Origin of the sequence: Pseudomonas sp. Z1-29 (assembly GCF_051131995.1) — a bacterium.
Lineage (GTDB): Bacteria > Pseudomonadota > Gammaproteobacteria > Pseudomonadales > Pseudomonadaceae > Aquipseudomonas.
Genome location: NZ_CP071645.1, coordinates 2,024,953 through 2,037,753, shown reverse-complemented (window position 1 = coordinate 2,037,753; position 12,801 = coordinate 2,024,953). Strand labels below are relative to the sequence as shown.

Sequence of the window (12,801 nt, the reverse complement as noted above, 5' to 3'; positions counted from 1 at the left end):
AGAAATGAGTCGGCGATTATAGCCGGGCCGGAAGAGGCCAGGCGAGCAACCCTGTCAATAGAGCGCTATTTGATAGTTCCGCCTCCCGGAAGCGCTTGATGATTGAACAGCCGTAACAGCTCATCGGCCCCCCAATCATGCAGGATGAATAATGATCCCTTTGACTCCAGGCTTGATTACCTCACCTTTCAACCCATCAGGCGTCAACACGAACGGTCCAGCGGCCAACACCACGAACAAACTTCACACGACCATAGAAATGGGCGATTGCACCAAGGCTCATAGCGAGCTGCTCGAACATTTGAATGAGCCCGACCAGCGAATGGATCGACTTCGGATGGATAACATCATCCCGATACTGACAAGGATCAACGATGAACTTGGCGATCTCATAACACAGGGCATGGAGAATGCTCCGATCAAGGTCCAGGAGCTGGTTCTTGACATACAAGCGTTGATGCAGGGCGTCCCCGACCGAATAAAAGACCGGAGCGACTACATCGTCCTGGATATCGAGAGTCCAGAGCTGTTCGATAACTCGATACACTCCGCAGAGCCCGAAACACTCATACAACGCGGCACAATCCTCATGGATTATCTCGGCGAGCAGTTGGGCAAACTGGCCAGGAACGAATTCGAAGGCGATCTCGGACGCTGGGCCAGCAACCTGACCATTTCCACGGTGCGCACCGGGCTGGTTACCGGCACCTTGACGGTGCTCAGGCAGCTCATCGGGTTCGCCGTGGAAAAAGCCTTGCAATCCAATGCCGCCTCGCCTCTGACTCGCAACGTTATCGGTGGGATAGCCCTGGCGATCGGCCCGGTGCTGAACACCCTCGGCGCGATCCGGGACGAGTGCAACGGAACCGCAAATGCAGAAACTCGCCTGGCTCGCCTCGCCGCATTCGCGCTGTCGATAGCCGCTTTCGCTGCCGCGGTATCGGTACCCACCGTGCTGCCGGCTTTGGCCTCCTTCGGCCCACAAATGGCCTTCTACACTTTTGCCCAGGACCTGGTAAACCTGTTTTGCCCGGCCAAAGACAACACAACGGCCAACGCCAACGGCACGGCAGCCACCGGAGCGCTGAACGGCGCCCTTCAGTTCCTGTCCTTTACCGGCATGAACTACACCGCACCGCATTCCGGACCCGGATACGTGATGGCGCAAAGTCGCGAGCCACTACCGCCCGAGACGGAAGGCCTGGCCTTTCAACTAGCATCCTGGGCGGAACAACAGGCGAGTATGACTCTCGATGCCAATCTATCGGTCGAGGCCCGGGCCAACCAGATCGTCGAGTCCCTGGTTCCGGTATTGGGGCACGATGCATTGCGGGGTGTTTTCAACGCCGGCGCCGACGTCGCCGGGCAAGTGCTCGGGGGTGAAGTGATGCATTTCTTTCAGCCGAACGCTTCTGAAAAAGGCTACCGGCTTGATCCCCTCGCCCTACGAACCCCTACCACCGAGCAAGCGCTTGACCAATTGCTGTCCACCAACGCGATACGAACCTCCACGGGCCAAACGCTCTATGGCATTTTGTTCTCGACGTCCCGATATTTTTCGACCCTGCCAATCCCGAAAGAAACGGTGGACCATATCGCCAATCTGCTGATTGCTGCCTTATTTTTCGTTGCGCGCGGGAGCAGCGTGTACATCAACCAACGCTCAGCGCCGTAACAACTTCTTCCAGAGGAAAAACACCTGCGCCTCGCTTCTCGCCAAGGCGCATGGCATTTACCACTCAGTCTTTTCCCAGGCCTCATCCCCCATCGGCTGGAACACCTGCCGCATGAAGTCTTTCGTGAACAGATCCATCGAGAACGCCCGGCCATTGGCGCCCGCGACTTCCTCGTACAGGCATGAGTCCCTCAGCCCCCCCTTCACCAATTGAACCAAGACCCGCTGAGTAACCCCCAGCAACTCCTTGGCGGTGGGATACGCACGCGTCTCTCCATCTGCACCCAGTCGCGTGCGGATGAACTCGTAGATCGCTTTCTCCCCTTCCCCCTCCATCGCCAGCAGCAATTGATACAGCTGCTCGAACTGCGGATCCGAAGACGGGCTTTCTACCGCCGGCTGGCGAGCGGCAAGCAGCCGGGACTCCAGGGGCTCGACGGGCAGACAGGCACTTGAATCCGGCACGCCGGCACCGGTCATTGCTTCAATTTTCACGGTGAACCTCGGCTTCTGCAGTGGATGGCGAATCTGCGGGTTGCTCGGCAAAACTCGAGCACAAGTCGATGAGCATCTGTCTCGATGTCTGGTCTAGGGCGCGGACAGCCTCAGGCAGATTGGCGACTTTGGCCAACAACCTTGGCTCCAGCCTTTGCCGGGCAGCTTCGACGTCAAACTCCAGCAGTTGGTCAGCGAGCCGCAGCACATAGCGCTCTTGAGCGTGGTATTCCAGGCTCAGTCTGCCGGACCAGCGTTCACGCAAGTGTCCCAGCAGTTCGTTGCCTCGCGAACGGCAATGCAACGGCAGCAGCAAGTGCAGTACCGCGTCAGAATCGTCTGGTAGCTGTGCCTGAAGCCAACACTCAAGCATTTCATCCAGCCAGTGCGGGCTACTCAAAGCTTGCGAGAGCACCTCACCCGCCGCCCGGGCCAGGTCCTTGCGCAATTGGAACGCCAAGGTTTGCGCTTCAAGCAAAGCGTCGGCCAGATGCCCGGTCGCGCGCAGGATGCCCTCGGCATAGCCCTGCTGGAACGCCTTCGCGTGTACCGCCTCGACGTCGCGGTGTGCCTGCTCGATATACTCGCGCGCCCGACGCTGGGCCTCACGCTGCATGGCGTGGCGGCGACGCGCAGCGACGATGTCCTCGCGCGCCAGGTACGCATCGCTGCTGGCAGGCAGGTCAGTCAGGGTTCGGATGGAGTCGAGCATGCTGCACCGCCAGGAAAAAAAGAGCTGGGTCAGGTTTTGCGAGCGGCCATTGCCTGTGCAGGCGAACAACCGGCTCGGAGAATTGCAGGGGCAGGCGCTCCAGCAGATGGGGCGGAACCTGCTCGCACCAGCTGCTTAACGCGTTGAGGCCAGCGGCATCGACCTGGTCCACTGAAATCGGTGAGCCATCGAACATCAGTGCGCCGCCACTACCGAAACCGTAGCAGGCGAACCGGCGGACCGGCTCCGCCAGGCGCAGCAGCGCCGCGCCGCGCGCGAGGTCAGGCATCAAGCGAGCGGCCCCGATCAACCTGGCGATATAGGGCAACTGTTGCCAATGACGAACCCATTGTTGCGCCACAGCCGTCAGCGGCGCCGACGCTAACCCCGGTCCCTGCAGCGCCAGCCCGTCCAGCACCATCCGATTGAGCAAGCTGCGCGCTTCGGGCCCATCGAACCCTGCCGGGACAACCAGCCGTTGCCGGTGCAGGTAAGCCAAAGGCTCGGCCAGGATCGCCTGCAGACATGCCTCGGACGACATCACCGCGCCCTGCGCCTGACGACTGGATAGGCCCAGGCCGCGCCACCGATAGTCAGTACAGCGGTTATCCCGATCAGCCACCAAGGCCAGTTCGACCGCCCTTGAGTGACAGCCACCGAAGGCGCGACATGCTGGATAGGCGCTCGCTTGGACAGTACCACCGAAATGTTTTCGTAGCCGACGGCCGCGAAGCTGTTCTTGAGGAAACGCTTGATATCGGTAATCAGCAGTTGCGGTTCGACATCGCGCTCATGCAGGACCATCGCAGAAAGATGAATGGGCGGCGCCGCACGCCCGCCTTCCCCGGCATCCAGGTCGTAGCTGACGTGCACCCGGGCGGAAACCACACCTTCAAGTACGCCCAACGATTGTTCGATACGCTGCTCCAACGCTGAATACAGCCGGGCTTTTTCCGCCCGGGGCGAGGCCACCAGAGCATCTGCGGGAAACATCTCGGCCACCTGCAGGCGTGGTCGCGACGGTAACGAATAGAGGTTGAGCAGATCGACCGCGGCCGCGAAGTCGCGCTGATCTATCTTCACTGCATAACCGGTTTTTCCGCCATCGACTTTAACCGCCACGATGTTGTTACGCTGCAGCACCGCAAGCACTTCGTTGGCCTGCTGCTGGTCCAGGCCTTCGAGCAGGCTGGGCTGTCGGCACGCAGACAATGCGAGGCACAACAGAATCAGCCACACGCCTGGCTTCATGATGCACGCAAAAGGGTTTCAGCCGTGCCTACCGCTTTGCGGACCAGCACGTTGAGCAAATTGATGTCGACGTTGTACTGCCCTGTCAGTTCCTGCAACTGTGCGAGCACTTCCGGGTCGGTGACATCGGCGCGCTGGGTCAACTGGTTGATTGCCGAAACTTCCTGCCCGCTGTTGACCGCCGAGCCGGCAAACGCCTCGATCAGTCGTGATTCAAGTGAAACGACCGGGACTTCTCCGGGGCTACGCAACTCTCTGAGGGACGACTGGGCGATGAGCGAAGGGGAAACGTTCTGGATGGACATAGGTGCACCTGTGCAGGTGGCCATTGCCGCGGGGACAATGGCCAATGAAGAAGAGAACGCTTCAGCGCGCCGCCTGGATGATCGCCATGTCGATGTCCTTGAAGCCCTTGACCGTGTTGGTCTGGGCGTTTCGGAACACCGTGTACGACGAAAATGCGGCCTGGTAGGCGGCCAGCATCGAAGGATCGGAGGCATTCCCCTTCAGATCCTCAAGGGCTTTATCCAGAATTCTTTTGAGCTCCACGGCGCCAGACTCAAATGCAGCCGCTTGCTGCCCTAGAAAATCATCGTGAAATTCAGGAACTCTTATGGGCAAGGTATCGTTCATTCTTCACCTACTGTGTTTGTCTGGGAAAAATGCCAGGACGAAGCACTCGTCTTGACGTAGCCCTGCGGGCCGGTTTGAAACGACTTGCCCTTGAGCGCGTCGTCCTTCAGCTCGACAGTGAAATGCACATAACGGTTGCCCCACTGCCGGTAAAAGTCGTCGACGTACCGGCGCGCCGCGGCCAGCTCGTAGTCCTGCAGGTTGCCTGCGACGGCGAACGTGAAGCCGCCTTCGTGCTCGGTCCGCTCGAAACCCAATGCAAGCCGTTCCAGGCCTCCTTGCGCCGCGTCGGCAAGCAGCGCGTCGTCCTGCATCTGCACCACGATGTCGCGGGCATACGGCGCCGCCGCGAGCAGCACTTCAAGTAACCCTGCCTGCTTGTCCGGTGAGAGCACATTGCGTTGCGCGCTGAGCAGCAGACGCGGCACCGAGGGGTCCTTGAGATCGAGGAAATGCCAAGCCAGTTGCGGATCGTGATCGACCAACAATTGCTCCAATCGACGGCGCTCCTGATCGATCAGCAACACCTGGCCGGCCGAAGTGTCGTGACGCGTCAGTACCTGCCGACTCCAGCCGGCATCGCGTTCGGAAGCGACAAAGACGTACACCGAACCATCATGGCCGCGCAACACTTGCGCCTTCGTACTGGCCCCAGCGATCAATGCGTGGATATCCGCCTCGGGCGTCGGCTCCGGCAGTCCCCAGAAACTTGTGGCGATCACCGACACAAGCAGCGCCAGCCCGCCGGCGGCCCAGCGCATCGACGGCGCAGTCCAGCTTGCGAAAGCATCTTGGTGAATCGGCTCGCTGCCCGGCAGGGTGAAAAGTCCGCAAGCCCAGGACTGGTTTTCGGGACGCAAGGCAATTTCCAGTCCGCCCATCCAGACCCGGACCTGGAAGGCACAACGGCGTACCTCCACCGAGTCGCCCAGCAGCCGCACCGGCGTTCCATCGGAAGTGGCCTGATCGGCCAATACCTCGAAATTGCATCCACCCTGTTCCAGCGGCACGTAGATCGTACTGACGGGAACGCTGGCGCAACGCGTTTCGTTCCCCAGCACCTGCGCAGGCCCGACCACAAACAAGGTCGAGCCTTCGTCCAGCAGGAACTCGGCACCCTGCAACGGACCGTTGAAGATCCGCAGGATATAGCGCTGTAGAACGGTGGCCGTCGGGACTGTCATGGTAGAAATTCCGGCGCAGACAAGTGAGCAAGCAGGGTAGGAAATCCGTCCGTGAACTTCCTGATGGGATTCTGTCGACTGCTGCCTGCGCAGGATCAGAATTACCGACCCGCCGGGTCATTGGCACCGTCATTCCCGGGCTTGGGTGAGCACTTGATAGCGCTGCCAGACCTTGCGCGCATAACGTATCCGCGCGGCCTGACGGTCGGGAGAGTTTCCCGCGTTGTAGGCGCCGACCGCCGTCCAGTTATAACCGTAACGCTTGATGAACCCGGCGAGCACCGATGCGCCGACCTCCACCGACAGGCAAGGTTCGGCCAGCAAACGTCGCTCGGTAATACCTCGCGCGCGCAATCGTTGCAGGTGGATGCTGTTGATCTGCATCAGGCCGATATCACGCGTGCCATTGCCATTGTGGTTGATTACATCGGAGCGCCGGGAGGATTCGACGTCGGCAATCGCTTGCAGCAACTCGGGCTCGATCGCATGCGCCTCGCCCGCCTTGCTCCAGCAGTAGGCGTGCGCCTGAGGCATGCTCACTATCAGGCCCAGGTAAAGCGGCCAACGAAACCAGCGAACCCCGCGCCGGCTCATGCCAGACACCGCTCATGGACAGGACGGCTGCCTCCCGGTTGCAGGTTCCGATACGCCCAGGCACCCACCGATTCGCCATCGCGCCCAAGCTCAATTCGAGCCTGCAAGGCTTGCGCCCGGACACACCCTGGATCATGTTGCAGGCACTTGTCGATACTCCGCGCAGCCTGATCGCTGCGCTGCCAGGACCAGTGGTGCCAGGCATGGAAATAGTGGACATCCGCCTGGTCGACCGACAACAGGCAGCGCCGGAACAACACTTGAGCCGCCTGATCGCAACCGCGCAAGCTGGTCAGCAGCGCCAGTCGCGTCAATGCCGGGACGCTGTATGGGTCCAGCGCCAACGCCTGGGAAACCGCCGAATGCGCTTCTTCGATCGCCCGCTCCGGCTCACCCAGTCCGATCATTACCTGCCCCAGCCAGACATCCGCCACACCGCACCAGGGCGGCGCATACCCGGCATCGAGCTTCAGGCAATGCCTGAACAACACCAGGGCGTCACGCAGACTTTGCGCAGTGTGTTGCTGTAAGCAGCACAGCCCATTGAGATAGGCCATCGCCACCGGATAAGACCCACAACGATCACCCACCGGGCGCAAGCCGGGCACACGCTGAGCAACCAGACAAGTCAGCGCGCCCAGTGCCTCCCCTCGGTCGAGGGCGTCCAGCGTCTGCCCATGCAGCAGCGCCTGGTCACCGCCACGAATCAATTCGACCGACCAGTGTCGCTGTTCACCCAAGCCGATATGACGCCCGCTCAGGCAATAATCTGCCGACAGTCGCCCGGCCAGCGACCGTGAATCCGCCGACACCAGGGCGGACGCGATCAGCCCCGAGGGAATGACATGCAGCGCCTCGCCGAATGCCGTGGTCAGTTGACGGATCATTAGGTCCTGCAGATCCAGCGCCGCCATCTCATCCAAGTGACGAAAAGGCAAAACCGCCAGCGACGGCGCTATCACCCTCGCCTGGCTCGGCACATCGAGTTCAACCACGCAACCGGTGAATCGATAACCCTGGCCGTAAACCGTCGCAATGTAATCCTTGTCCTCCCTGAGCAACTTGCGCAGTGCATAGATACAACGGGTCAACGACTCCTCCGCCGCATCCATTCGCGGCCAGACATGATCTAGCAGGTAATCCTTGTGGACGACCGTACCCGCCGTCCGCAACAACAGGCGCAGCACCTGCAACTCTTTGGGTGGAACGTGAACTCCTTGTCCCTCTCGCATCAGCGTTCCATCGCTTTGCAATAACCAGCGGTCAAAAACATATGACTGAGCCGGTGTTTGATCAGTTGTACTGTCCATACGCAGGGATTTCTCTATAGAAAGTTACTGAAGCGCGATCAAGCCCGGGGTGTGATCGGGCTCGGGAGACGAGCTGCGTGACTATAGGAAGATGTTTGGGAGGAGTCCGTAGGATTTGGATGCTGTAGACGTAGGAAATCGCGACACGAATTGTGGGCAGCGATCACCCCCGAAAATGTATGGGGATAGTTAAACCCTCCGATTTGAAAATCCTCTAGCTACTCATCTAGCGTGAACGCATAAATATACTCACGCAACTCAACCGCCCCAAAAAACGGAATCATCTTCTAACGAAGAACATCATATTTCCGGCGGCAAAAAATTAAGGACGCCGCCACGGGTTGCCAACAAAATCAACCTTTATTCCTTCAAACTCTCTTTTACCCCAAGCAGCGGTATACATAAAATACTTTCCTGAACTGGTTTTCGGCACTGATTCCAAAACCTTCATCATTATATCGTCATCTCGCACATGCTCATCTTGGAGGATTGATATTAGCGCCTCCAGCTTCAGGGCATTGGTGTCCAACTCGCCAGCCGGTAGCCGCTGATTGACTCGAACATGGATATGCAGCCCTGCCGTTTTTTTCCCATAGATAGGACTATGAAAATAAAACTCAACTTTATCTCCTTCGCTCACGCCATAAGTCTCGGAAAGGTGATTCAACGCGACAGCCTTGAATTCCTCCAACATTGTTAGATGCATTTTCTTTACATCAACCAAGTTGGTGATATGCCCCAACCCCGTACGCGCCTTGTACTGATTAACCGTTTCAAGCTGCAAACAATCGCTGCCCTCAACGTTATCGTTGACACCGAACAGCTTTTCGAAAACCAGCTGAGTTCCGTAGATCTTCGGCGGCACCCAGTAAGCAACAAGGGCAAAGCCGCCTTTGTTCAGTGTATCTTTTTTGACCGAGCCCGGATCAGAAAAAATCTCCACCTTGCCCGGTATATGCTTGGCATTAGGCATTATGAAAATCCCACCAAGCTCTTCAGAAAACCGAGTCGCCGCAAACTGCTCAGGACACGAAAAAAAACCTTGAGCTTTCCGGCTCCCTGGCTTAGTCAAAAATTCATGTACGAAATCCGGCACGACGCTATTCTCACCATACCGTTCCATTCGCAACTTCAGAGCTTGCAATTCAACAAGCCCGACCTCCTCGCTGTCATATTTCATTACTGACTTAGAAGACATTTTATAGATACCGTTATCTGACGCGACTCCGTCAGGTGAAAAGCGCCCTCGCGCGCCATTCATCAACTGCTTAACGGGGTCAGCCCACACATTTGGAAGTTTCTTGAATTCCAGGCCATTGGCTTTCAGCTCTTCGGTGGAAAATTCGAGATAGCCACCAGTGGCAGCTCCGCGAAAACCAACAATTTTCCCATGCGTTTCTAACTGCTTCAATACATCATCAATATAAAATACACGAAGATCCGTCTCCAGTGGATGCTGAGGCACGCTTACCCTGACATGGACATGGAAGCCGCAACTATTGTTCAGATAGAAGGGTCCATGCGTATAAATTTCAACAGCCTCTTTCGTCGCATCACACTTATATTGCTCTTGAAGATGTGCAAGCGCCCTCTCTTTAAGCTCTTCAAGTAACGGCAGATGTTCTCTTCGAAGGTTTAACGGAACTGAAATAAAGTCCACACCCGAGCGCAATTTATATGCCTCGTTTGATTCTTGCGTGGAGCGTCTCCCCTGCCTGTTAAAAACATCAGCAGCCGAAACCTCCACCACCGGAGCATTTTCAGGAACCGCCGTACCGGGAAACAATTCCTGAAACATCGGGTACCGCTCATACGTGCAGGGAGGCACCCAATACGCGACCAGTCCAAACCCTGCCCCGCCACGAGTTCTCTCTAGAAGAGTTGCTGAATCATCCGTATAACTTTGCCCTCTTTCCGGGATATTGCTCTGATTCGGCGAAATGATGAAGCCTCCCAATCGCGGGTGAAATGACGTTGTGCAAAATTGTTCGGGACGCTGCACATAGCCCTCAGTCCTGCCCCCGGGTTCCCCTCTGAGAAATGCATCTATGAATCCTGGTACGCCGCCAAAAACTGAAGACTTATTATATAGATCCAAGCGCAATCTCATACTTTCTTCCGACACCAACCCAACCGTCGGGCCGTTATATTTCTTCGCAGCTTTCTCTGATGGCCTCGGCCGCTCCTGCACCTCAGACAACCTTGCCAAATCATAACGGTCATAGCTCTTAGGAATAAGTCTGCAATCGGAGTTGCCTGCTCCCCCGCCATTGCTCTTCAACTGATTAAAACAAGCCATATCCTCTGCCTCCCACCCCTTACGAATGACCGGAACAGAGCTTGAAGTCGATATGCCAATTATTTCCGACGCCAGCAAGGAGGCTTTGATATTTTCCCCAGCCAACGGCAATACCGTTGTTACTTTTGAATCTATACGCATGACCTTCTCTCAAACCAAAAAAAGATACTTCACTTCCCCAACAAACTGCTCACCCCTAAACCAAGGACTGTTCGGCTCGAACCAGACAACACATATCAGCCACCGTCCTCAAGTCCGCTACCCGCCTTCGGGCAGCACGACGCTGAACACATCATTGAGCGTCATCACGATTTCTAGCAACCCGATCGAGTCCATATATAATTCCTCAATTAAGTTTGAGCGGAGCGTAATCACTTCCTGCCCAATCGAAAAATGAACGGACAAGAGCTTAAATATTTTTTCTTCTGTTGCAGACTTCATATTCAGTCGACCTCGAAAGCCAGCAGCTTTCTGCCCAGGGGACACCCGTTCACACCAACTACTGGGTTTCGTTAGTACTATTTTACTTCGCTCAAAAACTCAACATTGCCTTCAACATATCCGCAAACTGATTCAAGTGCGCCGATAACGTCTTGTTGAAATTATCGTGATATGAATTGGCGTTCGAATATTTCTGCGTCAAGGACTGCAGCATGTTTTTCATGCGTTCTTCCTGGGCGTTGAAGCCGGTTTGCCAGGCGTTGAACCTGGCGGTGTCCCACGTTACGGTGCCGCTGGACGGCAAACTGCCCGTCATACTCCAAAGCGGGCCTGTATCGATGACAACGCACCAGGTTTCATCGGCATTTTTCTTCAGACATTGCGGGGGCAGGCCCAGCGCCTGAAGCCACTTCTTTGCTGCTTCCTCGCTAGCTCCGTCGTCACCCGGTTTCGGAAAAAGAACCGAGGCAGACTCGGGATGGGTGTACTTGCCGATAAGCTCAGTCAATGCGGCGTGCAATGCGCCCGCATTCAACTTGACCTCCTTCCCGTCGTTCGCCCCTTCGACCCAATCCTTCATCATCGCAGTGATTTTCGAGTTGAACTCGGCGAAAAAGTCCGAGTAGGCCTTGATGATATGTTCATAGCCGGCAAGGTAGCCGTTCTTGATCAGGTCGATCAGGTCACGCAATTTCTTGAAGAAGTCCTCGGGTTCCTCGGTATTGAACGCGGCGATCTCCGGCGGGGTCCGCTGTGCATCCAGGCTGTTCAGAATCTTGTCCTGCTTGTCTGCCAGTTGCTTAAGCTGACCCTCGCTCAGGGACGCCGCCTGGATGCTGTAGGTCATCACGGCGAAACATTGCTGCAACTGCTGCGCCCACATTTCGTAGCGCGCTCCCTTGGCCTGCCCGGTCGACCCGTCGAGTGCACGATCGAGATGTCGATTGAGATTTTTTACCGAACGTTCCAGCGGGTCCGTCAGATCAAATCCCGGCCCGACGGCGGCGGGCATTTCGGCGGGTGTCGGCGGCGAGGCTGCGGTGTTCGGTTCGGTGAGTCGGTGGTTGGTTGGGGTGAACCCTTGAATGATCATCTGATTGACTCCTAGGCCGTCAGGGCACGAATGACATCGCTCCGCGATTGAAAGAGCTGCATCACCATTTCCATCAGTTTTTGCACCAGCGCCGCTTCCGCTGCGTCTTTCTGCCCAACCTCATCGCCCAAGGTCTTTTGGCTGGCCTGGGCGCTCTGCATCAACACCTCCTTTTCCCGCGCCGCGTGCTCGGCCATGCGTACCGTGTTCGCCACGACCTGGCTCATGCTCATCGACATCGCGTTGAGTGCGCGCCCGATTTCCAGTTTCTTCTCGATGCCCTTGCTGCCCATCTGGCTCAACCAGTCGGAGGTCTGGCCGACCTTCTGGGCCTTGAGGATCTCGCCGTCGAACCAGGCCTGTTCCTGCTGTGTCAGTGCCGCCCCCTTGGGTTTGAAATCGACTGTCGTCGGGCGACCGAAGTCATCGAGTGTCTTGAGCTTGTAAGTGGCATCCGGATTCCAGTCATTGCGCTCGCGCTCAAGCTTGAGGTCGCGCTCAACGTTGCCGGCATCCAGCGTGTTGCGCTTGTTCAGGTCGATATCCGCATGCTTGAGATTCTGGCCCTGGAAAGTCTTGACCATGGCGAAGCCTGCGATGGCGCCGGACACGACCGCCGACGTGATGGCGCTGTTGAGCGCCGCCCGCCCTGAATCGACGATAGCCGCCCCCTGGGCCTTGGCCGCCTCGGCGGCCATGACGCCGAAGTGGCCGCGTAGCTGCGCGTTGGCGACCCGTGCGATGTTCAACGCGATGATCGCGGCCACCAGAACGTTGGCATGTTTCTCCCAGGCGCCCGGGTCAAACACCAGGTCGTTGCGCACGTCTTCGCCGACCATCGACAGGGCTTCATCGAAGTCCTTTCGATCGGATTCAGTAGGCTGATAGGCGTTGATCCGGTTTTCCAGTTCCGTAACCGATGGCGTCGGAAACTGGCTGTCCTGGAGTACCTGCTTCGCGGTGATCCGGTCGAGCATCGGCGAACCCGCGAGGGACTTGTCCCGCGAAGGTCCGCTCGGCCCTGTGTCGTTGGACGAGTCGTGGTGAACGGCAGCGGGAACGATCCCGACCGTGGTGGTAATGAGGGTCATGATGGGTTCCTGTCGGATGGGAT

Annotated in this window: 13 protein-coding genes and 1 pseudogene; 1 reads left to right on the top strand and 13 read right to left on the bottom strand. The window is 57.4% G+C overall.

Going from position 1 to position 12,801, the window contains the following annotated elements; all coding sequences use genetic code 11:
* Positions 1-151: 151 nt before the first annotated feature.
* A complete protein-coding gene (locus tag J3P84_RS09430) occupies positions 152-1,675 on the top strand; it encodes a hypothetical protein (protein WP_434629624.1) in 1,524 nt (507 codons plus the stop codon).
* A 57-nt stretch (positions 1,676-1,732) separates the two neighbouring features.
* Here the strand turns inward: J3P84_RS09430 and J3P84_RS09425 are convergent, their stop codons facing one another.
* The 13 genes and pseudogenes from J3P84_RS09425 to J3P84_RS09365 form a co-directional block, all read right to left on the bottom strand.
* Positions 1,733-2,170, bottom strand: coding sequence for a hypothetical protein (locus J3P84_RS09425; RefSeq protein ID WP_434629621.1), 438 nt, complete (start codon positions 2,168-2,170; stop codon positions 1,733-1,735).
* The gene (locus J3P84_RS09420) at positions 2,160-2,882 is read right to left on the bottom strand and encodes an oxygen-regulated invasion protein OrgB (RefSeq protein ID WP_434629618.1); all 723 of its coding nucleotides are present in this window, start codon (positions 2,880-2,882) and stop codon (positions 2,160-2,162) included. The genes J3P84_RS09425 and J3P84_RS09420 overlap by 11 nt, the downstream gene beginning before the upstream one ends.
* Positions 2,854-3,423, bottom strand: a complete 570-nt coding sequence (locus J3P84_RS09415) for a secretion system protein (protein ID WP_434629616.1) — start codon at positions 3,421-3,423, stop codon at positions 2,854-2,856. Before J3P84_RS09415 ends, J3P84_RS09420 begins: the two co-directional genes overlap by 29 nt.
* Positions 3,413-4,133: pseudogene (locus J3P84_RS09410) on the bottom strand (EscJ/YscJ/HrcJ family type III secretion inner membrane ring protein); the annotation flags it as partial. The pseudogene J3P84_RS09410 and the gene J3P84_RS09415, both read right to left, overlap by 11 nt.
* Complete coding sequence (sctI, locus tag J3P84_RS09405; protein ID WP_434629613.1) at positions 4,130-4,438, bottom strand: type III secretion system inner rod subunit SctI; 309 nt, start codon at positions 4,436-4,438, stop codon at positions 4,130-4,132. The pseudogene J3P84_RS09410 and the gene sctI, both read right to left, overlap by 4 nt.
* Positions 4,439-4,499: 61 nt before the next feature.
* On the bottom strand, positions 4,500-4,766 hold the full coding sequence (gene sctF, locus J3P84_RS09400; protein WP_434629610.1) for a type III secretion system needle filament subunit SctF: 267 nt from the start codon (positions 4,764-4,766) through the stop codon (positions 4,500-4,502).
* Positions 4,763-5,950, bottom strand: a complete 1,188-nt coding sequence (locus tag J3P84_RS09395; RefSeq protein ID WP_434629608.1) for a PrgH/EprH family type III secretion apparatus protein — start codon at positions 5,948-5,950, stop codon at positions 4,763-4,765. The genes sctF and J3P84_RS09395 overlap by 4 nt, the downstream gene beginning before the upstream one ends.
* Positions 5,951-6,079: 129 nt before the next feature.
* Entirely contained in the window at positions 6,080-6,484 is a 405-nt protein-coding gene (locus J3P84_RS09390) for a transglycosylase SLT domain-containing protein (protein WP_434629605.1), read from the bottom strand.
* 56 nt (positions 6,485-6,540) lie between these two features.
* Complete coding sequence (locus J3P84_RS09385) at positions 6,541-7,776, bottom strand: winged helix-turn-helix domain-containing protein (protein ID WP_434629603.1); 1,236 nt, start codon at positions 7,774-7,776, stop codon at positions 6,541-6,543.
* Between the two features lie 400 nt (positions 7,777-8,176).
* A complete protein-coding gene (locus J3P84_RS09380; protein WP_434629600.1) occupies positions 8,177-10,294 on the bottom strand; it encodes a hypothetical protein in 2,118 nt (705 codons plus the stop codon).
* A 117-nt stretch (positions 10,295-10,411) separates the two neighbouring features.
* Positions 10,412-10,594 (bottom strand): acyl carrier protein, encoded by a 183-nt coding sequence (locus J3P84_RS09375; RefSeq protein ID WP_434629597.1) that lies wholly within the window; start codon positions 10,592-10,594, stop codon positions 10,412-10,414.
* Positions 10,595-10,685: 91 nt separating this feature from the next.
* Positions 10,686-11,687 (bottom strand): IpaD/SipD/SspD family type III secretion system needle tip protein, encoded by a 1,002-nt coding sequence (locus tag J3P84_RS09370; protein ID WP_434629594.1) that lies wholly within the window; start codon positions 11,685-11,687, stop codon positions 10,686-10,688.
* A gap of 11 nt (positions 11,688-11,698) precedes the next feature.
* Positions 11,699-12,778, bottom strand: a complete 1,080-nt coding sequence (locus J3P84_RS09365; RefSeq protein WP_434629591.1) for a cell invasion protein — start codon at positions 12,776-12,778, stop codon at positions 11,699-11,701.
* Positions 12,779-12,801: the final 23 nt, after the last annotated feature.